Here is a 20,036-nt window from a genome sequence, read left to right as displayed (position 1 = left end):
TCTGGGGTCAAGCATGCTGCGTTCCCATCTGCCGCTCAATGCCTTGCGCGCCTTCGAGGCGTCGGCCCGCCACTTGAGTTTTACCCGGGCCGCCATTGAGCTGTGTGTGACCCAGGCGGCGGTCAGCCATCAGGTGAAAAGCCTTGAAGCTCAACTCAATGTCACCTTGTTCAAGCGCCTGCCACGCGGCTTGATGCTCACCCGTGAGGGCGAGACCTTGCTGCCAGTGGTGCGCGAATCGTTTGACCGCATTGCCCAGACGCTCAGCCAGTTCGAAGGCGGGCATTACCGCGAAGTGCTCACCGTAGGCGCGGTGGGCACCTTTACCGTGGGTTGGCTGCTGCCACGCCTGCCGGACTTTCAGGCGCGCTACCCGTTTATCGACCTGCGCCTGTCCACCCACAACAACCGTGTGGACGTGGCCGCCGAAGGCCTGGATTACGCGATCCGCTTCGGGGCTGGCGCCTGGCACGGCACCGACGCCTGTGAATTGCTGGCGGCGCCGTTGACCGTGCTGTGTACACCCACGCTGGCCGAGCAATTGCGCACGCCGGCCGACCTGTTGAAACACACGCTGCTGCGCTCCTACCGCGCCGATGAGTGGACCCAATGGTTCCAGGCCGCAGGCCTGCCCGCCGACACCGTCGTACCGCGCAGCATCGTCTTCGATTCGTCGCTGGCAATGATGGAAGCGGCGCTGCAAGGCATCGGCGTGGCGCTGGCCCCGGCGATGATGTTCTCGCGGCAATTGGCGACGGATGTGATTCGCCAGCCGTTCGACGTTGGCATTACCACCGGCAGTTATTGGCTGACGCGTCTGCAGTCGCGCGCCGAGACCTCGGCGATGCTGGCGTTCAAGGGCTGGCTGCAAGCCGTATCCGCCGACGCCTGACTCGTGCCATTCTCGACCTGGGCCATCGAACTGATCAACAGGAGAGCCGATGCAGACTTCCGGCGTGGACATCCGTCAACTCAAGGCCTTTGTGGTGGTGGCCGAAGAGCTCAGCTTCGTGCGCGCAGCCACGCGCCTGCATGTGTCGCAACCGGCCTTGTCGCAGACCATTCGCCAGTTCGAGGCGCTGCTGGATGTGCAACTGTTCGAACGTAATACGCGCAACGTTGCGCTGACCGGCGCCGGTCAGGCGCTGTTGCTGGAGGCGCGGGAAGTTGTGAATGGCGTCGGCCGCTTGGTGCAAACCGCCCGCGAGCACGCGCGCGGTGTGCGCGGTTGCTTGAACGTGGGCTTCCTGATCGGCGCCGGGGTCGACCTGATGCCGCAGATCCTCAGCGTGTTCGCCAAGCGCTACCCCGAGATCGAACTGGTGGTGCGCGAGTACGACTTCGCTTCACCTCTGGCCGGCATCGATGCCGGCATGGACGTCGCGGTGCTGCGCCCACCGTTGGGGCTGCCGGCGATCGAGTTGCACACGTTGGTCGCCGAGCCTTGCGTGGCCTGCCTGGCATCCAGCCATCGACTCGCGGGCGAAAGCCGCGTCAGCGTGCATGACCTGCTCGATGAGCCGATCATTGCCGCGCCGGGCAGTGGCGTCTGGCGCAGTTACTGGACCGCCGATGCCTACCGCAACGGGCAGCCGGCGCGGATCGTGCACGAAGCCTCGACGGTGGAAACCGAATTGCAGGCGGTAGCGTCGGAGCGCGGAATCAGCATCACGGCACTCTCCACCGCACGTTTTTACGCACGGCCCGGGCTGGCGTTCCCGGTGATCAGTGATATGCCGATGTGCGAAGTGGCGGTGGCCTTGCCGCCGCACCCGAGCATGGCCGCGCGCAACTTCGCCGAACTGGCCGTGGAAGTGGCGAGCAGCCGCCCCTAGTCAGGACAGGTCGTGCAGCGATTTGCCGTTCGGCGCGCTGACCTGCCATTCGCAAAAGCGCACTTCCAGACCGCCGCGTTCAGGCGTGCAGCAGTACGGCCCGACCTGATACGACGGCGCGACAGGGAAGGGCGCCAACCGCACCAGCGGCCAGCTCACGCCGTCCACCGAGACCTGCACGCGTAATGCGCCGTTGGCCACGGTTGCGCGAATCCAGAAGGCTTGCGGGTCACCGGGGAACACGCCAGTGGCCCAGTCCGACACGCCATCGGTCAACACACTGCTGAGCAGCGTCACGCCATCGGACAGCTCGGCGCCGATCTTCACCCACTGCGTTTCATCAATCCGCACCATCAGCCCGGCCTGATCGTACAAGTGCGCAAAGTCGCCCTGGATTTTCACCTGGGCGGTGAATTCCCCCGGCGTTTGCACAAACAGAAAATGGCCGTTGTCACGCACAAAGCCGTAGTGGGTTTCGCGCCAGAAGTCGGTGTGGGCATCGGTGGTGACCGTCAGCCTGTCGTCTTCGCGGGTCCACTGTTGTGGCGGGTTGAGCCAGGTAGCCTGGGCAAACATCGATAGACCTCCTTGAGAGTGACAAGCAAAACCCCGTTGCCGGGGTTTTGTGTGTGGCTAGTGATCGAGCAACTGACTGCTCGGCCCCGCGCTGCCGTTGTTGAGGCGCTTGCGCAGTGAGAACAGCCACCACAGCACGCCGACCCCCAGTGTAACGCCAGTGGTGATCGCGCCGGTGCGGCTTTCTTCAGGCACGCTGAGGGTGAGGATCACCGCGATGGCCCAGGCGCCGCCCAGCAGGATCATCGGCAACAGCCAGCGGCCCAGGCTGAACACACCGTCCGGTGCGCCGGGCATGCGGCCGTTGCGGTAGGCGAGGAAGGCGGCGATCAGGGTCAGCAGGTAGGTGCAGTAGTAGGTCAGGCCGACCATCGAGTAGATCGCCGTGACAAACCCGCCGCTGGCCAGGTTGAGCAGCACGGCGATGGCGGTGATCAGCACGATGGCCGCCACTGGCGTGCCGAAGTGCGGGTTGATCTTCGCCAGCACCTTGGAGCCCGGCAGCATATTGTCCCGCGACAGCGCGAAGGTCATGCGCGTGGCCACTGCCATATTGGCAATCAGGCACGCGAGGATCGAGGCGAAGGCAATCACGATCATGCCGATGCCCGCCGCGTCGCCCAGTTGCAGGCGCACGATATTGATCACCGGGTTTTCACTGTGGCTGAGCAACTCGCTGACCGAGCCCGGTATCGCAATGCTCAGCAGCGCAAACACCACGAAACCCAGCACGCTGGACACCAGCACCGCGCGAATCATCGCCCGGGGTGCGGCGCGGCGCGGGTCTTTGGTTTCTTCGGACAGGTCAGCAGCGCCTTCCCAACCCAGCAGCACCGACACTGGCAACAAGGTGGCGAGGGCGAGGGTGGTGAAGCTGATGTCGCCGCCACTCACGGGCTTCGCCGAGGTGAGGATCGCCACGCCTTGGGTGTGTTCGAAGAAGAAAAACACGCCAAAGAACAAGGCAATCGCCAGCAGCACCGTGCCGATGATTTCGATGATCGCGCCGATGTCGTTGATCCGTGTAGCCAGGCGAATCCCGCAGATATTCAGCAGCCCCACCACCAGCGTCGCGCCGATGCTCAGGCCCTGGATCTGGCCTTGTGTAGGGTTGGCCCAAATCTCGGGGGCGAACACCGTGCCGATGGCGGCCGAAGTGGCCGCCGTGCCGGCGACAAACGAGGTGAACGCTACCCAGCCAGTGAACCAGCCGAAGTGATTGCCGGCCAGGCGGCTCGACCACTGATAGGCGTAACCGGTAAGCGGAATACGCCCGGCCAAATGGCAGTAGACCATCACGATGCAGCACACCAGCGGGATCACCAGCAGCCATAGCAGGATGCCGATGCCGCCGACGCGGTTGAACGGGTCGGCAAACAGCGTGACCACGCCGGTGTTGATCGAGACCATGGAGAAGGCCAGGGCAAACGAGGTGAAGGCACTCATGGTGCGGTGCATCTTTTGCTCGTAGCCAAGGCTCGCCAGGTCGGCGTCGTCGCTGGACAGCGTGGCTTGGCTATTCGGTGGGGCGGTGACGGGGCTTTCGACAATCGTGCTCATGGCCGTTGCTCCTCGATGATGCCGATCACTTCATCCAGCACGTCGAGTGCCTTGGCCAGCAGCGGGCGCTCGATGTCCAGCGGCGGCTTGACCTTGATCAGGTTGCCCAGGCCCGCGTAACGGCTCTCGCCGAACAATACGCCGCGCTCCAGCCCAAGGCGATAGACCTCTTGGGATTCACGGCATGCGGGCTCTTTGGTGGCGCGGTCCTTGACCAGCTCAATGGAGGCCATCAGGCCCGGGCAGCGCACGTCGCCGATCAGCGGGTGCCGGGTTTGCATCTCCTTGAGCCGTGCGGTGATGTATTCGCCCGAGTCGCGCGCCTTGTCGCACAGACCGTCGGCGACGATGGCTTCGACGGCGGCATAACCTGCGGCCAGCGACACGGGAAAGTGGCCAAAGGTCAGCGCTTCTTCACCTTCGTCAAACCACTTGAGTGTGTCGTCGGCCAGGATGCCGGCCAGCGGAAAGCCGCCGCCCACGCCTTTGCCGAACACGATGATGTCGGGCAGTACGTCGTAATAGTCCGCCGCCCACATCGTGCCCATGCGCCCGAAACCGGTTTGCACTTCATCAAAAATCAGTAACACGCCGAGGCGATCACAAATCTCGCGCACGCCTTTGTAGTACGAGCGCGGAAACTCGATGTGCCCGCCATTGCCCTGGATAGGCTCCATCATCACTGCTGCCACACCGCCGTCGACGCCTTTGAGAATGGTGTCTTCAAGCAGACCCAGGCACAGCTGGGATTCGGTTTCCGGGTCCAGCCCGAGTCGGGTGCGATACGGGTTCGGGTGCGGCACGCGGGTAAAGCGCGGCTGAATCGCCAGGAATGGGTTATTCGGGTGCGGCCAGCTGGCGCCGAGGGTGGCCAGCGAGCGGCCGTGATAACCGTCTTGCAGCACCAGCAGGTTTTGCGCGCCGGGACGGTTTTTGAACGCCAGTTTCATCGCCATTTCACCGGCGAGGCTGCCATGCAGGGCAAAACCCATCTGGTTGAGCGAGGCCGGCGAGACTTCGCGCAGCTTCGCCACCAGCCGGGTGTGGGCGGGGGAGCCGAAGTTGGGGCGGATGTGGGTCATGTCGCGCAGTTGCGCAATCGCCGCCTCCACCACGCGCGGGTCGTTGGCCCCCAGGTTGTTCGACCATGCCTGGGCGGTGCAGTCGATGTATTCCTTGCCTTGGTCGTCCCACACCAGCGAGCCACGGGCCTTGACCAGGTTGATCTTGGTGGGCGCCTGGAGTGCAGTGTTCATCACGTCATTCATCTGCTTTATCTCTTTTTTTAGGGCGGCAGTGTTTGTGGATGTGTGCAGTTAGGGTTGTGACTCGCTGCATCGAGTAAGGCCGATGCTAGCGCGCAGGGGCGGGCGATTAGAAAGACGGATTAGCGACGGATTATTTGGTGTGGCTTATGAATTGAAACAGGCTTTTTGCCACTTTTTTTGAAACATAATGAAACATTCCTTGTGGGGCTACGCTCTACCGCATCTCCCCGTACTGAGTTCATCCATGAAAACCCCGCGCCCCGCCGACCGCATGCCCCACCTCACGCAACTGCGCAACTTGAAGATGGCGCGCTCCGCCCACGCCTATGTGCGCGGCAGCACGGTGCAGTTTTACGAATGGCTGCACAGCCAGCCAGGCCGCCGCTTGCCGCACGGCCCGGCGATCTGGATCTGCGGCGATTGCCACGCCGGCAACCTGGGCCCGACCGGCGATATCAAGGGCCGTATCGACATGCACATCCGCGACCTTGACCAGACCGTGATCGGCAACCCGGCCCACGATCTGGTGCGCCTGGCCTTGTCGTTGGCCACCGCCGCACGCGGCTCGGACCTGCCGGGAGTGACTACCGCGCGCATGCTTGAAGAGATGATTGGTGGCTACGAACAAGCCTTCAAAGACAAGCCCGACGAAGTGCCGCCACGCCCATCCCAGGTCAAGGCCGGCATGCGCAGCGCGGTGGAGCGCACCTGGAAAAACCTGGCGCGTGAACGCATTGAAAACGTGCGGCCGACGATTCCGCTGGGCAAGCACTTCTGGGCATTGTCGCGGGCAGAAAAAGGCGCCCTGCAAACCCTCTGCGCCTCGGATGAAATCCACCAGTTGGTCACCTCGCTCAAAGGCCGGCCCAAAGACGCCAAGGTTGAACTGCTGGACTCAGCCTATTGGGTCAAGGGCTGCAGTTCCCTCGGCTTGCTGCGCTATGCGGCACTGCTGGGCGTGGGCGACAAGGATGATCAGGAATATTGCCTGATCGATATCAAGGAAGCCGTCGGCGCCGCTGCACCGCGTACACCGCGCGCGAAGATGCCCCGCGACAATGGGCGACGGGTGGTGGAAGGCGCGCGCCAGCTGTCGCCGGGCTTGGGCGAGCGCATGCTGGCGACGCGCTTTTTGGATCACGGATTCTTCATCCGCGAGCTGCTGCCCCAGGACATGAAGCTGGAGCTGGATGAGCTCAGCGAAACCGACGCCATGCACGCCGCCGGCTACCTGGCCCGCGTGGTCGGCATCGCCCATGCCCGGCAAATGGACCGCGACACGCGCAAGCAGTGGATGGCGGTGCTGCAGGAAAACCGCTCGAAACAGCTGGATGCGCCGTCGTGGTTATGGACCAGTGTGGTGCAGTTGGTGGGGAGTCATGAGCAGGGTTATCTCAACCATTGTCGGCGGTATGCGTTGGAGCATTGAGCTGGAAATCAGCGAGGAGCCGATGGGGGAGCTGGCTTGCCTGCGATAACGGTGGGTCAGCCAGCCTATTGGTTACTGACAGACCACCATCGCAGGCAAGCCAGCTCCCACAGTTTTTTGCTGTGAAAATTGAAAATCGGGGTCAGACCACGGTTTTGGATTAAGCGTGGTCCGCCCCTTATTTCTAAGCTGAGAGCTGGCTTGATGTGGCGAGCGGGCTTGCCCCGCGTTGGGCTGCGCAGCAGCCCCAGAACAGTCACCGCGCCTTTCCAGCATGATTGAGTCGTCAGATTTTAGGGCCGCTTCGCGCCCCAACGCGGGGCAAGCCCGCTCGCCACGGCAAGACAGCTTCCACATTTAGAGTGGGGTCAGGCCAGGTATTTGTGGAACCAGCCGAGGGTTCTTTCCCACGCCAGATTCGCCGCCGCCTCGTCATACCTGGGTGTTGAGTCATTGTGAAACCCGTGGTTGGCGCCCTTGTAGATGTACGCCTCGTACGTTGTGCCCGCCGACTTCAAGGCCTTCTCATACGCCGGCCAACCTTCGTTGATCCGCGTATCCAGCTCGCCGTAGTGCAGCATGATCGGCGCCTTGATCCGCGGCACATCTTTTGCCTCCGGCTGCTTGCCGTAAAACGACACCGCCGCGCCTAATTCGGGGTAAGCCACCGCCGCGGCATTGGTCACGCCGCCGCCATAGCAGAAGCCGGTAATCCCGACTTTGCCGGTGCTGTTGTCGTGGTGCATCAGCCATTCGATGGCGGCGAAGAAGTCGTTCATGAGTTTTTCGGGGTCGACTTTCTGTTGCAGTTCCACGCCTTTTTCATCGTTGCCCGGGTAGCCGCCCATGGAGGTGAGGCCGTCCGGCGCCAGGGCGATGAAGCCGGCTTTGGCCAGGCGGCGGGCGACGTCTTCGATGTAGGGGTTCAGGCCACGGTTTTCGTGAACCACCACCACCGCCGGCACCTTGCCGCTGGCCTTGGCCGGGCGTACCAGGTAGCCGCGCACCGTGCCGTTGCCTTTGGGCGAGGGGTAGGTGATGTAGTCGGCGATGATCTCCGGGTCGGTGAACTTGACCTGTTCGGCCAGCGCATAGTTGGGGCTCAGGGCCGCCAGCAGCGCAGAGGCGGTGAGGCCGCCGAAGGTGAACAGCGCGGCGCGGTCGAGAAACTCGCGGCGGTTGAGCTTGCCGTGGGCGTAGCCGTCGTAGAGTTCCAGCAGTTCGGGGGCAAAGTCTTTCGCGGTGAGACGAGTCATCGGTGCATTCCTCGATTAGCGGTGGCAATCAATGTAGACCAGGATCAGCCCTCGCGACCATGCGCGGCAGCGGCCAGTTGGCCGGTATCGACGCGCACGAACACCGAGTCACCGATGGCGGTGAGCACGTCACCTGCGTACACCTCGCAGACCACGCGGCTTTTGCGTCCCACCTCGCCCTCAACCCGCGCGCGCAGGCTCAGCGTGACGCCCATGGGCGTGGGCTTGATGAATTTGATGCCGAGGTTGCCGGTGACGCAATCGATGCGCGGCAAGCTGCCGGGTTCACGTTGCTCGGCGCGGTAGTGATAAGCCATGGCCGTCCAGTTGGAATGACAGTCCACCAGCATGGCGATCAGGCCGCCGTAGACCAGGTCGGGCCAGCCGCTGTATTTGGCCTCGGGTTGATGCTCGGCGATGACATGGACGCCATCGGCGTCCCAACGGCTTTTGATGTGCAGGCCATGCGGGTTGCTGCCGCCACAGCCGTAGCAGATGCCTTCGGGGGCGGTGGTGTCCTGCAGAGAAGGAGTGGGCATGAAAAGTCCTTATTGTTTTTCGCGACTACTCTGTTTAGCAGGACGCGCGCCCGATGGGAATAAATCCATGCCATGGCGTGTTAGCTCAGCACGTGTGTCCTTTTCTCTCGCGGAGCGTTTCATGAAGCGTCGAATGTCCAAGGTGTTTTTGCTGGTCCTCGTCTTCTGTTGGTTTTCCAGCGCGCAGGCCGCGGAATACAAAGACGTCAACCGCACCGCCAGCCAGATCAGCTTTACCTTCCAGCAGTTCGGGCAGCGGGTGTATGGCACCTTCAGCGACTTTGAGGGCACCCTGACGTTCGATACGCAAAAGCCCGAGGCGGCGCATGCGTTGCTCAAGATCCAGCTCGCCAGCATCGACGCCGGCAGCCCGGACGCCAATACCCAGTTGCAACAACCGGCGTGGTTCGACACCACGGCCTATCCGGTTGGCGTGTATGAGTCCAACGGCGCCACCGCGTTGGGCGACAACCGCTACACGATCACCGGCAACCTGACGATCAAGGGCACCACGCGGCCGGTGGACATCACTGTGCTGCTCAAGGAGCAAAGCGGCATCGGCGTGTTCGACGGTGAGTTTGTGCTCAAGCGCGACGACTTCAAGATTGGCGAAGGTGAGTGGGCGGGCAACAGCGTGGTGTCCAACGACATCACCATCAAGTTCAAGATGGTTGCGCCGCAGCGTTAGCGCGCGAAGCGCTTCGCGCCGGCCACGCAGCCGATCACCGCAACCGTCACCAACACCATGCCGAGGCTGACCTGCTCATGCAGCAGGCCCGCTGCCAGCGCCAGGCCAAAGAAGGGTTGCAGCAACTGCAACTGGCCGACGGCGGCGATGCCCCCCTGGGCCAGGCCGCGGTACCAGAACACAAAGCCGATGAGCATGCTGAACAACGCCACATAACCCAGGCTCAGCCAGGCCGGCAGGCTGATGCCGCTCAAGGTCGCGGGGGCGAGGATCAGACTCAGCGGCGCCACCACCGGCAGCGACACCACCAGCGCCCAGCAGATCACCTGCCACCCGCCCAAGGTGCGCGACAATTTGGCGCCCTCGGCATAGCCCAAACCGCATGCCAGCACCGCCAACAGCATCAGCACGTCACCCACGGGCGCGGCGCTCAAGCCTTGGGCGACGGCGTAACTCATCACCAACAGGCTGCCGAGCATCGAAAACAGCCAGAACACCGGGCGCGGCCGCTCGCCGCCACGCAGCACGCCGAATACCGCCGTGGCCAGCGGCAGCAGGCCGATGAAGACAATGGAGTGCGCCGAGGTCACGTATTGCAACGCCAGTGCCGTCAGCAGCGGGAAGCCAATCACCACACCGAGCGCGACGACTGCCAGCGGCATCCACTGCGCGCGCGCGGGGCGTTTCTCCTTGAACACACCGAGCAGGCACAGCCCCAGCGCGGCGGCGAGGGTGGCGCGGATCATGGTCAGAAATACCGGGTCGAACTCCATCACCGCCAGGCGCGTGGCCGGCAGTGAGCCGCTGAAAATGAGCACGCCAATAAAACCGTTGATCCAACCTTGAGTACTGCTGTCGAGGCTGTTGAGGCAAAGGGTGCGTTCCATGAGGGCGTGCCTGAAAAGGTTAGGTTGCGTTCGGCCATCCTAGGATTGAAGATTAAGACAATCAAAAAATTGTCATGGATACATCACTTATGCCACGTGCTCGCTACAAGTCGCTGGTCGATGCTTTTGCCGCGGATATTCGCAGCGGTGCGCTGCCACCCGGCACGCGACTGCCCACCCACCGGCAATTGGCCGCCGACCATGGCCTGGCGCTGGTCACGGCCAGCCGGGTGTACAGCGAGCTTGAGGCGATGGGCCTGGTCAGTGGCGAAACCGGGCGCGGCACTTTCGTGCGCGAGATTTCATTGCCGCCGGGGCAGGGCAGTGGGCAGATGACGGTGGCGACGGGCATGCTCGACCTCAATTTCAACTACCCGTCGCTGCCGGGCCAGGCCGATTTGCTGCGTACGGCGTTGCGCCAACTGGCGCTGTCGGGCGACCTGGAGGCGCTGCTGCGCTACCAGCCCCATGCCGGCCGCCTGCACGAGCGCGCGGCGGTGGCGCGGCACCTGTTGAGCCGAGGGCTGGTGGTGGAGGCCGAGCAAGTACTGGTGGTCAGCGGTGCCCAGCACGGCTTGGCGGTCACGATGATGGCATTGCTCAAACCGGGTGATGTGATTGCCGTCGATGCCCTGACATATTCAGGCTTTAAAGTGCTGGCCGAAACCCTGCACCTGGAAATCGTCGCGATCCCGGCCACTGCCAGTGGCCCGGATCTGGACGCCCTGCAACGCCTGTGCAGCAAACGCACGGTGCGCGCGGTGTACAGCATTCCGACCTTGCATAACCCGTTGGGTTGGGTGATGAGCCTGGAACAGCGTGAGGAATTAGTCGGCATAGCCCGACAACACAACCTGATGCTCATCGAGGATGCGGCCTACGCGTTTCTGGCAGCAGAAGCGCCGCCACCATTGGCAACCCTGGCGCCTGAGCGCACGGTGTACGTCGGCGGGTTTTCCAAGAGCGTCGCGACCGGGTTGCGGGTCGGCTTTATTGCCGCGCCCCCGGCCTGGGTAAAGAAACTGGAACGCACCATCATGGCCACCACCTGGAACGTGCCCGGTGTCATGAGTGCGATGGCCGTGGCCTGGATCGAGGACGGCACGGTCGACCAGCTGGAAGCGCAAAAGCGCCAGGATGCCAGCGCGCGACAGGCCTTGGCGGCGCACGTGCTCAAGGGCGTGCATTACATCAGCCACCCGTCATCGTATTTTCTGTGGCTGCCGCTGGGTGAAGAGGCCAGGGCCGATCAGATCGCCATGGCCTTGCAGCGCGAGGGTATTTCGGTGTCGACCGCCGAGCCGTTTGCGGTCTCGGCAACCGTGCCCCACGCGCTGCGTTTGGCGTTGGGCTCGGTGAGCATGTCGGCGCTGCGCGAGGCGCTGGTGAAGGTTCGCGAGGTGGTGCAATGGTGAGCTGAGGCGCGCCCGCTCACCGCCAGTCATCAGTATTTGTAAGCCTGACGCCCGATCAGCAGCCATTTGCCTTTTTGCTTCTGCCAGACCTGGAAGTTGTCGATGTCGGTTGGCGTGTCTACGCCGCTGTTCACCGCCAGTGCGTGAAAGTGGTTGCGCACCAGGGCGGTGTCGCCGTCGAGGGTAATGGTCTGGTTCTGCATTTCGAGGGTCTTGAACGCGCTGGTGTGGGTTTCCAGATCAGCAATGAATTGCGCTTTGTTCTGCACCTTGCCGCTGGAGTGGCCATAGGTGAGTTTGTCGGAGGTCAGCGCATGAAGTTGCTTGAGGTCCAGGTGCAACATGGCTTGGGTCAGTTGGTCGACCGCTTGGGCCACATCCTTTTCGGCGGGGGCAGGCGCAGCTGCGACGTAGCCGGTGAACAGGCACAGAAAACCGATCAGCACTTTGACGTTTTGCATGGGTGTTTCCTTATTGTTGTTGGGGTCGGGCACGATGATTTAAGTCGTCGTACAACCATGCAATATTTCTGATGGGGAAAGAAAGTGAAATTTCGAAATATCTTGAAAGGGTTGGGCATTGTTTCGTTATGAATCCGGCGAGGTCTTGTACGACATCTCAACACGGAAACTGATGGTGCGAGTTTTGCCTTGCCGCTTCCTGCTCAAGTAGCACATCGCTATGCTACTGCCGACACAACAAAACGCCCGAGGGGAAAATGGATTTTAACTGGCACAGCGATGTCATTACCCGCGCTACTCCCGTCACCCCCCACTACAAAAATACCCAGAACGTTCGCCGTTTCATGCTTGAACACTGCGGCCCGGGGTTCAAGTTCGACCGGCCTTTCATGGCCTGGATTCGCAGCGACATCCCCAAGACCCTGGGCGATGTGGTGGATGAGTGGCAACGTCGCAACGAGGTTTGACGAGCATGACAGCAGACGAAAAATACCAGGCGGCCCAGCAGCGTCTCGGCTATCAACTGGATGAGTTCAAAATCGGCGGCAACTACACACCCTTGGTGCGCGATGGTCACCACCTGTACATCAGCGGCCAGATCCCGCGGGTTGGCGACACGATCGTGCTGCCCGGCAAAGTCGGCGAAAGCCTGACCCTGGCCCAGGCACAAATCGCCGCCGGCATCAGCGCGCTGCGTTGCCTGGGCTTGCTCAAGCAGGCATTGGGCTCGTTGGATCAAGTCAAGGCCATCGCACGTATCACCGTGTACGTGCGCAGCGCCGAAGACTTTGATCAGCAAAGCGAGGTGGCCAACGGTGCGTCGGACCTGCTGCATGAAATCCTCGGCAGCGCCGGCACGCACACCCGCACATCGGTGGGGGTGATGCAGTTGCCGAAATCGGCAGCGGTCGAGATCGACATGATTGCCGTCGCCCACGGTTGAAGCCGGCATGATCAGCCAAGGCATGGGCGTACTGATCAACTACGGCATTCACCTGGCGCCGGGGCTGGTGCTGTTTGGGCTGTGGTTTGCGCTGACGCCCAGAGCAATGCAGGCGATGCGCATCCTGATCCTGCTGACGGCATTTGTGTTGATGCGTGACGCGATGACGCCGCTGGGGATGTGGTCGCTCAGCAGCGAGGTGCAGATTGCGTTCAGCGCGAATGCCTTTGTGTTGGCGGCGCTGGGCGGGATGTCAGTGCTGCTGATCATGTTGCTTGCACGCACGGCGCCGCAATTATGGCAGCTGATGCGCTGGACCATCGGCAATCCTGCGCTGGGCCTGGCCGTGGGGCTTGTGATGGGCTGTTTGCTCGGTGTGCCGCTGCGGGTTTACCAGGGCATCGAGGCGTTCGAGATTCACGGCTACTGGGTCTGGCTGCCGGGTATGGTGGTCCTGGCTTATGGCGCGAATGCGTTGGAAGAGGTGCTGTTTCGCGGGTTTTTGCAGGGCTACCTCGAACAGCAAGTGACGCCATTGCGCGCGGCATTGATCAGCGGCGTAGCCTTTGCGGCCTGCCATGCGTTCCTGGCCTTGAGTGTCACCCAACTGGGCTGGCCGGTATTGCTGTTCACCCTGATCGAAGGGCTGGCCTGCGCGCTGGTGCGCATGCGCTACGGCGTGTTGCCAGCGACCGTGGCCCATGGCACGGCCATCCTGCTGATTGCCGTGCCTTACCTGGCTTGATGTGAATGCAGGAAATGGCTTGCCTGCGAAGGCGGTCTGTCAGTGAGAAATAGGTTGGCTGATCCACCGCTATCGCAGGCAAGCCAGCTCCCACAATTGGACTGTGTTTAGCCAGCTGCTGATTGGCGCGGCCTGAAATGCAGTCAAAACTGTGGGAGCGGGCTTGTCCGCGATGGCGGCCTGTCAGTGACAAATGGGCAGGCTGAACCACCGCTATCGCAGGCAAGCCAGCTCCCACATTTGGAGCGTGTTTAGGCTGCTGCCGACCGGCGCGGCCTGAAATGCAGTCAACACTGTGGGAGCGGGCTTGCTCGCGATAGCGGTCTGTCAGTGACAAATAGGCTGGCTGATTCACCGCTATCGCAGGCAAGCCAGCTCCCACATTTGGAGCGTGTTTAGGCGGCTGCTGATCGGCGTGGTCTGAAATGCAGTCAACACTGTGGGAGCGGGCTTGCCCGCGATGGCGGTCTGTCAGTGGCAAATAGGCTGGCTGATCCACCGCTATCGCAGGCAAGCCAGCTCCCACATGTGGAGCGCGTTTAGGCTGCTGCTGATCGGCGTGGCCTGAAATGCAGTCAACACTGTGGGAGCGGGCTTGCTCGCGAAGGCGGTCTGTCAGTGACAAATGGGCTGGCTGAGCCACCGCTATCGCAGGCAAGCCAGCTCCCACAATCGGACCGTGTTTAGCCAGCTGCCAGCGGCGGCGTACGCGGCGGGATCAGGCGTTTGCTGCCGGTGGCTTCATACGCCGAGGCAAAACGCAGCAGCGCCGAATCGTCATAGGCGCGCCCGGCGAAGTTCAACCCCACTGGCATGCCGATGTCCGCCATTACGCCCATCGGCACGGTGACGGTCGGCACGCCCAGGTGGCGGATCGCGAGGTTGCCGTTAGCCACCCAGACGCCGTTGCTCCAGGCGATATCCGCCGAGGCTTCGTTCACGTCGGCATCGGCCGGGCCGACATCGGCCACGGTCGGGAACAACACCGCGTCCAGGCCCCGTGCGTCCATCCAGTCTTCCAGGTCGATGCGCCGGGTCTGTTCCAGCCCGCGCAGGCCATCCGGCACCGTGCTGATTTCGTTCCACGGTGTGATGCCGCGCTCGGCCATGCGCACGTACTCGTCCATGCCGGCGGCCAAGTCGTCTTCACGGTTGGGCAGGGTGCCAGGGTCGTGCGGGAAGATTTTCGGCCCGTCGACATCCGCCAGGCGGTTGAGCGCCGGGTCGTCGTTGGCGCGCAGGAAATCATCGAACGCCCAGGCCGACAGTTCCCACAATTCGTCGTGCAAAAACTCCTTGGAGACCAAGCCACGGGTAAACACCGTCGGCGCGCCAGGGCGGTCGCCTTCACAGTTGGAGACCAGTGGGAAGTCGACTTCAATCACTTCGGCACCAGCGGCTTCCAACGCCTGGCGCGCGGCGTGCCATAGGTCGATCACGCTGGCGCGGGTGTTGATCTTTTGCCCGGTCGGCCCGCCGATCCCGGGTTTCTCGCTGGTGCCGGCCTCGGGGTCGGCATTGATGTACATGCGCGGCACGCCGAAACGCTTGCCGGCCAGGGATTCGCTGCCCACAGCCAGGTCAGCGTAAGAGGCCGGGCGCACCGACGCCACGCTCGGAATCGGCACCCACGGTTGCAGGCGCCAGAGGTCGCCGCGCGTGTCGGTGTCTTCGGCGACCACGACGTCGAGTACTTCGAGCAGGTCGGCCATGGTTCGTGCGTACGGCACCACCACGTCCATGGTTGGCGTCAGCGGCCAGTTGCCGCGTACGGAAATAATCCCGCGCGACGGCGTGTAGGCACACAGGCCATTGTTGGACGCCGGGCCGCGCCCGCTCGACCAGGTTTCCTCGGCCAAACCGAAGGCGGCGAAGCTGGCTGCCGTTGCGGTGCCCGCGCCGTTGGACGAGCCGGAGGCAAACGGCGCCGTCAGGTAGTCAGCGTTGTACGGGCTTTCTGCACGGCCATAAACGCCGCGCTGCATCCCGCCATTGGCCATCGGCGGCATGTTGGTCTTGCCCAGGCAGATAGCGCCGCCGGCGCGCAGGCGCTCGATGGTGAAGGCGTCGCGCTGCGCCACCAGCGTGGCGAAGGCCGGGCTGCCGGAGGCTGCCGTCAGGCCTTTGACCAGGTAGCTGTCCTTGGCGGTGTAGGGAATGCCGTCCAATGGCCCCAAGGTTTCGCCCTTGGCCCGGCGCGCATCGGCGGCCTGGGCTTCTTCAAGCGCTTGCGGGTTGCGCACCACCACGGCGTTCAACTGGGTCGCGGTCTGCGGGCCGTCATAGGCCTCGATGCGTGCCAGGTAAGCCTTAACCAGTTCAACGGCAGTGGTCTGGCCGCTTTCAAGCGCAGCGCGCAATTGGGCAATGGAGACTTCGGTAACTTGCATCAGGTTTTTTTCGCCGCCTTCAGGTGGGAGGTATGGCGGCAGTCTACGTACAGATATTTCACAAAACCAGCGCCGCATATTCCGCGTAAGCGGCGCGCATCACTTGCCACGTGGGCGCGTCAGCAGGAATCAGATGTTCGATGCGCAGTGACGTGAGGGTGATGTCCTGGGGCATGCCGAAGGTGGTGAAGGTCGACAGGAAATTCAGTTCACCGCGATGTGAGCGGATGCGCGTGAACACCAGCGGCGGCATTTCATTGGGCAACTCGGTGCTGCTCGGCACCGGCAAACGGGCCAGTAACCCCGCCAATGCAGGATTCCCCAGCGCTTCGCGGGTTGCGCGTTGCCAGGCGACGGTGCGGATTTCTTCGGCGTTGATCAGGTGATCGCCCAGGCCGCCGGTTTGCAACAGCGTGGTCAGCAGGTTCAGCCCATCGGCGGCATTCGGCTCAATCCCGACCAGCTCAAACAACAGGCCGGTGCTGGCGTTGGCGGCGAGCACTTGCCACTCGCTGCCCAGCAGAATCGCCGGGGCGGGGTTGTTGGCGTGCAGCACATGGCTGACGGCTTCACGGACGGCGGCCATGGCGGGTGCGGCGAGTGGGGTAGCGGTGTAACGCGGCGCGTAGCCGGCGGCGAGGAACACCTGGTTGCACTGCTCCAGCGGGGCTTCCAGCGCCGTCAGCAGGGTATGCAAAGTACCCGGGCCTGGTTTGGCCCGGCCGGTTTCGATGCAACTGAGGTGGCGCTGGGAAACGCCCGTGATCAAGGCCAGGTCCAGCTGGCTGAGCTTGGCGTGTCGACGCAATTGGCGCAGGTGCTGGCCGGCAGTTAAAGGGGTGTCCATGGCCTGATCATGACCTCCGAGGTCATTGCGAGAGGCGCAACCTTATCACTATGTTGAGCTTCGATCCTTTCAAGGAAGGCACCATGCGCAGACCTTATTTCGCCCTGGCCGGTTTGCTGGGTTTTTCGTTGTACACCTTGGCTACGATGCTCACGGCCGAGCAATCACTGTTGGCATTTGGGCGGGAATTGATGTCGCGGCCGGACACCGCGCAGGTGGTGATTGACCTGTACCTGATGGCGCTGCTTGCGTGTGCGTGGATGTACCGGGATGCGCGCGGGCGAGGGCGCTCGGTGGCTTCGCTGGTGCCGTATTTTTTGCTGACGGCGGTGTTTGTGTCGGTGGGGCCGTTGCTTTACATCGTCGTGAATGGGTTTGCACACCGTCACCACCAAACCTGAGGCGAGCGGGTTTGCAGTGGTGAGCGGGTTTGCAGTGGCGAGCGGGCTTGCCCCGCGTTGGGTTGCGCAGCAGCCCCAAAAAACTGCCGACGCGGTGTCCCTGAAACAATACGGCGTCCGTTATGGGGCTGCTGCGCAGCCCAACGCGGGGCAAGCCCGCTCGCCACAACAAGCCTGCTGGCCACAACAATCCCGTCCGCCACAGGAAGTCATTAACCGTACGAACCGGTTCCCGTTCGGTCCACCAGCCGAATGCTGTCACGCCCGCCGCGTTTGCTTTCATAGAGCGTGGTGTCGCCTTGTTCGATCAGCGCCGTCAGGCTCGGCGGTGGCTGGTCGAACAGGTTGGCGCCGATGCTCAGGGTGACCGGTGCCGGGGTGGTAAAGGTGTGTGCGGCCAACTGCCGGAACTGCTCACGCAAGCGGCTGCCCAGCTCGACAATCTGGGCGGTCGAGGCCTTGGTCAACAGGATCACAAACTCATCCCCGCCCAGGCGAGCAGCCAGCGCGCCTTCGGGCACCACCGTGCGGATCATCTCGCTCAGGGCAATCAGCAACCGGTCGCCGGCGGTATGCCCGTAGAGGTCGTTGACCAGTTTGAAGTTGTCGATATCGATCAACAGCAAAGCGCCTGGGTGTTGCGGCGATACCTGGGCAAACAGCTGCGGCGCACGCACATCCAGGGCTCGGCGGTTGTACAGCGCCGTCAACGGGTCGCGGGCCGCCAGCCGGGCGATCTGCTGTTCACGCCGATAGCGCTCGGAGCCGGTCATCGACAACGCGATCAACATGATCGCCATTGCGCCCTCCACCAACGAAACCTGGATGATTTCGCCCTTGAACGCGGCAAGATCGATCAGCGTGCCGGGGATGATTACCGACAGCGCCTTGGCCACATAAAACGCGCCGTGAAGCAGCAATACATAGCGCAATTGCACCGCGCCGATGCTCAGGGATTTGCCGTGGGGGCGCAGCAGGAAACTGGCGCGCAAGGTCGGCAACGCGACCAGCAATGAGTTGACCATCAGCATGGCTTTGGACCACGCCTGGTCGCCGGGCAACAGCAGCATGCCGAGCCAGGCGACCAGCATCAGCAGCCAGGCGCGCGACAGGCGCACGTGGGTAAAGCGGGCCACGCCGAGCAAAAACAGCCAGTGCGCGCTCACCAGCAAGCCGTTGGCAAACCAGATACCGATCATCAACAGGCCGCTGCTGCGCAGCAGGGCCAGGGTGGAGCCGACGCTGATGATCGCGAAACCTGCCGCCCAGAACAGCAGCGACGGCTCGCGCACGCTGCGCCATTCCACCGCCAGATACAGGGCGGCAGCGGCGGCCAGCGCGATGGTCAATATCAGAATCGTAGGAGGGTCGAGCGTCATGTCGTGCCGGGTCTGCCTGGGTGTGCGCTTGAATATCCGGATTGTAAGCGCACACGCAGGTTTTTCAGAGCACTCCGTGTAATAGCATACGGCCAGCCGATGATTGGCCGGTCAGACGCCTTTGGTCGAAGGCAGCAGGATTGTCAGGATGCCCGCCAGTGGCAGGAACGAACAGATTTTGTAGACGTACTCGATGCCGTGGTTGTCGGCGAGCAAGCCCAGGAGCGCGGCGCCAATCCCGCTGAAGCCGAACATCAGCCCGAAGAAGATCCCGGCGATCATCCCGACGTTGCCGGGCACCAGTTCCTGGGCGAAGACCACGATGGCCGAGAAGGCCGAGGCGATGATGAAGCCGATCACCACGCTGAGCACGGCCGTCCAGAACAGGTCGACGTAGGGCAGGGCCAGGGTGAAGGGCGCGGCGCCGAGGATCGAGAACCAGATGACTTTCTTGCGCCCGATCTTGTCGCCGATCGGGCCACCGGCAAAGGTGCCGACGGCCACCGCGCCGAGGAACAGGAACAGGTACATCTGCGAGCTGGCCACCGACAGGTGGAATTTCTCGATCAGGTAAAAGGTGAAGTAGCTGGTCAGGCTGGTCATGTAGAAGTATTTGGAGAACACCAGCAGCGCCAGTACCACCAGGGCAAATGTCACGCGGCCCTTGGACAAACCGTGGGTGGCCTTGCCGCCTTGCTTGAGCTTGAACAGGTTGAGGTGGTGGCGGTACCAGCGGCTCAAGCCGTACAGCACCATGATCGCGAACACGGCGAACAGCCCGAACCAGGCGATATGGGTTTGGCCGTAGGGAATGATGATCGCCGCCGCCAGCAACGGGCCAAACGCGCTGCCGGTGTTGCCGCCGACCTGGAAGGTCGATTGTGCCAGGCCATAGCGCCCGCCCGAGGCCAGGCGTGCCACGCGTGAGGTTTCCGGGTGGAAGGTCGACGACCCGACCCCGACCAGCGCCGCCGCCAGCAGGATCAACGGGAAGGTGCCGACAAACGCCAGCATCAGGATGCCGATCAGCGTGCACACCATGCCCGCCGGCAGCAGCCAGGGCTTGGGATGGCGGTCGGTGTGGTAGCCGATCCAGGGTTGCAGCAAGGACGCGGTCAACTGGAAGGTGAGGGTGATCAGGCCGACCTGGGTAAAGCTCAGCCCGTAGTTGGCCTTGAGCATCGGGTAGATCGACGGCAGCACGGCCTGGATCAGGTCGTTGATCATGTGCGCCAGGGCACAGGCGCCCAGGACACGCATGACCAAGGGGCTTATTTGCGGCGTAGCGGTTGCAGTGGCGGGTGGCGCGGTCAGGCTCGACATGCAGGCATTCCATACAAGGCAGCGAACAGGGGCAGTGCGTACTTTAGCGCGCTGCCCGTTTCTAAATGTTGCGGCGTTTATGCTAGATTCGCTG

General features: G+C 62.8%; 20 protein-coding genes. 9 read left to right on the top strand and 11 right to left on the bottom strand.

Annotation, left to right across the window (positions count from 1 at the left end; translation table 11 throughout):
- Nucleotides 1–13 precede the first annotated feature (13 nt).
- Both ABWL43_RS15855 and ABWL43_RS15850 read left to right on the top strand, forming a co-directional pair.
- Nucleotides 14–892 carry a LysR family transcriptional regulator gene (locus ABWL43_RS15855; protein ID WP_404483064.1) on the top strand — a complete coding sequence of 293 codons (879 nt, stop codon included), beginning with the start codon at nucleotides 14–16 and terminating at the stop codon, nucleotides 890–892.
- 49 nt (nucleotides 893–941) lie between these two features.
- Complete coding sequence (locus tag ABWL43_RS15850) at nucleotides 942–1,835, top strand: LysR family transcriptional regulator (RefSeq protein ID WP_404483063.1); 894 nt, start codon at nucleotides 942–944, stop codon at nucleotides 1,833–1,835.
- On the opposite strand, the gene ABWL43_RS15845 is transcribed toward ABWL43_RS15850, so the two are convergent.
- From ABWL43_RS15845 to ABWL43_RS15835, 3 genes are read right to left on the bottom strand one after another with little or no spacing between them, the layout of a single operon-like run.
- Entirely contained in the window at nucleotides 1,836–2,411 is a 576-nt protein-coding gene (locus ABWL43_RS15845; protein WP_404483062.1) for a DUF1349 domain-containing protein, read from the bottom strand.
- 57 nt (nucleotides 2,412–2,468) lie between these two features.
- Nucleotides 2,469–3,971: an APC family permease gene (locus ABWL43_RS15840; protein ID WP_145161171.1), complete on the bottom strand. Its 1,503-nt coding sequence runs from the start codon at nucleotides 3,969–3,971 to the stop codon at nucleotides 2,469–2,471.
- Entirely contained in the window at nucleotides 3,968–5,227 is a 1,260-nt protein-coding gene (locus ABWL43_RS15835; RefSeq protein ID WP_404483061.1) for an aspartate aminotransferase family protein, read from the bottom strand. The genes ABWL43_RS15840 and ABWL43_RS15835 overlap by 4 nt, the downstream gene beginning before the upstream one ends.
- Before the next feature lie 256 nt (nucleotides 5,228–5,483).
- On the opposite strand from ABWL43_RS15835, the gene ABWL43_RS15830 reads away from it, so the two are divergent.
- Nucleotides 5,484–6,668: a DUF2252 domain-containing protein gene (locus ABWL43_RS15830; RefSeq protein ID WP_145161167.1), complete on the top strand. Its 1,185-nt coding sequence runs from the start codon at nucleotides 5,484–5,486 to the stop codon at nucleotides 6,666–6,668.
- 368 nt (nucleotides 6,669–7,036) lie between these two features.
- On the opposite strand, the gene yghX is transcribed toward ABWL43_RS15830, so the two are convergent.
- Both yghX and ABWL43_RS15820 read right to left on the bottom strand, forming a co-directional pair.
- On the bottom strand, nucleotides 7,037–7,924 hold the full coding sequence (gene yghX / locus ABWL43_RS15825) for a YghX family hydrolase (RefSeq protein ID WP_145161165.1): 888 nt from the start codon (nucleotides 7,922–7,924) through the stop codon (nucleotides 7,037–7,039).
- 44 nt (nucleotides 7,925–7,968) lie between these two features.
- Nucleotides 7,969–8,463 carry a PaaI family thioesterase gene (locus tag ABWL43_RS15820; RefSeq protein ID WP_242198244.1) on the bottom strand — a complete coding sequence of 165 codons (495 nt, stop codon included), beginning with the start codon at nucleotides 8,461–8,463 and terminating at the stop codon, nucleotides 7,969–7,971.
- Between the two features lie 121 nt (nucleotides 8,464–8,584).
- Between ABWL43_RS15820 and ABWL43_RS15815 the strand changes: the two genes are divergently transcribed.
- Nucleotides 8,585–9,151, top strand: coding sequence for a YceI family protein (locus ABWL43_RS15815; protein ID WP_404483059.1), 567 nt, complete (start codon nucleotides 8,585–8,587; stop codon nucleotides 9,149–9,151).
- Here the strand turns inward: ABWL43_RS15815 and ABWL43_RS15810 are convergent.
- Nucleotides 9,148–10,038, bottom strand: coding sequence for a DMT family transporter (locus ABWL43_RS15810; protein WP_404483058.1), 891 nt, complete (start codon nucleotides 10,036–10,038; stop codon nucleotides 9,148–9,150). The genes ABWL43_RS15815 and ABWL43_RS15810 overlap by 4 nt on opposite strands.
- 89 nt (nucleotides 10,039–10,127) lie before the next feature.
- Here ABWL43_RS15810 and ABWL43_RS15805 point away from each other — a divergent pair, with 89 nt between their 5' ends.
- Nucleotides 10,128–11,453, top strand: a complete 1,326-nt coding sequence (locus ABWL43_RS15805; protein ID WP_404483057.1) for a PLP-dependent aminotransferase family protein — start codon at nucleotides 10,128–10,130, stop codon at nucleotides 11,451–11,453.
- 29 nt (nucleotides 11,454–11,482) lie between these two features.
- Here ABWL43_RS15805 and ABWL43_RS15800 read toward each other — a convergent pair whose 3' ends face one another.
- The gene (locus tag ABWL43_RS15800; protein ID WP_106578990.1) at nucleotides 11,483–11,914 is read right to left on the bottom strand and encodes a nuclear transport factor 2 family protein; all 432 of its coding nucleotides are present in this window, start codon (nucleotides 11,912–11,914) and stop codon (nucleotides 11,483–11,485) included.
- 257 nt (nucleotides 11,915–12,171) lie between these two features.
- Here ABWL43_RS15800 and ABWL43_RS15795 point away from each other — a divergent pair, with 257 nt between their 5' ends.
- Genes ABWL43_RS15795 through ABWL43_RS15785 form a run of 3 tightly spaced genes read left to right on the top strand, consistent with a single transcriptional unit; the run spans nucleotide 12,172 to nucleotide 13,602 of the window.
- Nucleotides 12,172–12,381, top strand: a complete 210-nt coding sequence (locus ABWL43_RS15795; protein WP_145161156.1) for a DUF6434 domain-containing protein — start codon at nucleotides 12,172–12,174, stop codon at nucleotides 12,379–12,381.
- Between the two features lie 5 nt (nucleotides 12,382–12,386).
- Nucleotides 12,387–12,857: a RidA family protein gene (locus ABWL43_RS15790; RefSeq protein ID WP_119740019.1), complete on the top strand. Its 471-nt coding sequence runs from the start codon at nucleotides 12,387–12,389 to the stop codon at nucleotides 12,855–12,857.
- A gap of 7 nt (nucleotides 12,858–12,864) precedes the next feature.
- The gene (locus ABWL43_RS15785; RefSeq protein ID WP_404488428.1) at nucleotides 12,865–13,602 is read left to right on the top strand and encodes a CPBP family intramembrane glutamic endopeptidase; all 738 of its coding nucleotides are present in this window, start codon (nucleotides 12,865–12,867) and stop codon (nucleotides 13,600–13,602) included.
- 683 nt (nucleotides 13,603–14,285) lie between these two features.
- Here ABWL43_RS15785 and ABWL43_RS15780 read toward each other — a convergent pair.
- Together ABWL43_RS15780 and ABWL43_RS15775 are read right to left on the bottom strand one after the other, a co-directional pair.
- Nucleotides 14,286–15,995, bottom strand: coding sequence for an amidase (locus tag ABWL43_RS15780; protein WP_404488426.1), 1,710 nt, complete (start codon nucleotides 15,993–15,995; stop codon nucleotides 14,286–14,288).
- 55 nt (nucleotides 15,996–16,050) lie between these two features.
- The gene (locus ABWL43_RS15775; RefSeq protein ID WP_404483056.1) at nucleotides 16,051–16,839 is read right to left on the bottom strand and encodes a helix-turn-helix domain-containing protein; all 789 of its coding nucleotides are present in this window, start codon (nucleotides 16,837–16,839) and stop codon (nucleotides 16,051–16,053) included.
- An 83-nt stretch (nucleotides 16,840–16,922) separates the two neighbouring features.
- On the opposite strand from ABWL43_RS15775, the gene ABWL43_RS15770 reads away from it, so the two are divergent.
- Nucleotides 16,923–17,240, top strand: coding sequence for a DUF2834 domain-containing protein (locus ABWL43_RS15770; protein ID WP_369303117.1), 318 nt, complete (start codon nucleotides 16,923–16,925; stop codon nucleotides 17,238–17,240).
- Nucleotides 17,241–17,452: 212 nt separating this feature from the next.
- On the opposite strand, the gene ABWL43_RS15765 is transcribed toward ABWL43_RS15770, so the two are convergent.
- Nucleotides 17,453–18,619, bottom strand: coding sequence for a GGDEF domain-containing protein (locus tag ABWL43_RS15765; protein WP_404483055.1), 1,167 nt, complete (start codon nucleotides 18,617–18,619; stop codon nucleotides 17,453–17,455).
- A 111-nt stretch (nucleotides 18,620–18,730) separates the two neighbouring features.
- Complete coding sequence (locus ABWL43_RS15760) at nucleotides 18,731–19,942, bottom strand: MFS transporter (protein ID WP_262210989.1); 1,212 nt, start codon at nucleotides 19,940–19,942, stop codon at nucleotides 18,731–18,733.
- Nucleotides 19,943–20,036: the final 94 nt, after the last annotated feature.

The organism is Pseudomonas sp. HT11, assembly GCF_044875395.1.
GTDB lineage: Bacteria > Pseudomonadota > Gammaproteobacteria > Pseudomonadales > Pseudomonadaceae > Aquipseudomonas.
This window is presented reverse-complemented; position numbering and strand designations above follow the sequence as displayed.

Coding starts and splice junctions, on each gene's coding strand:
- ABWL43_RS15855 (WP_404483064.1), top strand. CDS start 14: ATGCTGCGTTCCCATCTGCCGCTCAATGCCTTGCGCGCCTTCGAGGCG.
- ABWL43_RS15850 (WP_404483063.1), top strand. CDS start 942: ATGCAGACTTCCGGCGTGGACATCCGTCAACTCAAGGCCTTTGTGGTG.
- ABWL43_RS15845 (WP_404483062.1), bottom strand. CDS start 2,411: ATGTTTGCCCAGGCTACCTGGCTCAACCCGCCACAACAGTGGACCCGC.
- ABWL43_RS15840 (WP_145161171.1), bottom strand. CDS start 3,971: ATGAGCACGATTGTCGAAAGCCCCGTCACCGCCCCACCGAATAGCCAA.
- ABWL43_RS15835 (WP_404483061.1), bottom strand. CDS start 5,227: ATGAACACTGCACTCCAGGCGCCCACCAAGATCAACCTGGTCAAGGCC.
- ABWL43_RS15830 (WP_145161167.1), top strand. CDS start 5,484: ATGAAAACCCCGCGCCCCGCCGACCGCATGCCCCACCTCACGCAACTG.
- yghX (WP_145161165.1), bottom strand. CDS start 7,924: ATGACTCGTCTCACCGCGAAAGACTTTGCCCCCGAACTGCTGGAACTC.
- ABWL43_RS15820 (WP_242198244.1), bottom strand. CDS start 8,463: ATGCCCACTCCTTCTCTGCAGGACACCACCGCCCCCGAAGGCATCTGC.
- ABWL43_RS15815 (WP_404483059.1), top strand. CDS start 8,585: ATGAAGCGTCGAATGTCCAAGGTGTTTTTGCTGGTCCTCGTCTTCTGT.
- ABWL43_RS15810 (WP_404483058.1), bottom strand. CDS start 10,038: ATGGAACGCACCCTTTGCCTCAACAGCCTCGACAGCAGTACTCAAGGT.
- ABWL43_RS15805 (WP_404483057.1), top strand. CDS start 10,128: ATGCCACGTGCTCGCTACAAGTCGCTGGTCGATGCTTTTGCCGCGGAT.
- ABWL43_RS15800 (WP_106578990.1), bottom strand. CDS start 11,914: ATGCAAAACGTCAAAGTGCTGATCGGTTTTCTGTGCCTGTTCACCGGC.
- ABWL43_RS15795 (WP_145161156.1), top strand. CDS start 12,172: ATGGATTTTAACTGGCACAGCGATGTCATTACCCGCGCTACTCCCGTC.
- ABWL43_RS15790 (WP_119740019.1), top strand. CDS start 12,387: ATGACAGCAGACGAAAAATACCAGGCGGCCCAGCAGCGTCTCGGCTAT.
- ABWL43_RS15785 (WP_404488428.1), top strand. CDS start 12,865: ATGATCAGCCAAGGCATGGGCGTACTGATCAACTACGGCATTCACCTG.
- ABWL43_RS15775 (WP_404483056.1), bottom strand. CDS start 16,839: ATGGACACCCCTTTAACTGCCGGCCAGCACCTGCGCCAATTGCGTCGA.
- ABWL43_RS15770 (WP_369303117.1), top strand. CDS start 16,923: ATGCGCAGACCTTATTTCGCCCTGGCCGGTTTGCTGGGTTTTTCGTTG.
- ABWL43_RS15765 (WP_404483055.1), bottom strand. CDS start 18,619: ATGACGCTCGACCCTCCTACGATTCTGATATTGACCATCGCGCTGGCC.
- ABWL43_RS15760 (WP_262210989.1), bottom strand. CDS start 19,942: ATGTCGAGCCTGACCGCGCCACCCGCCACTGCAACCGCTACGCCGCAA.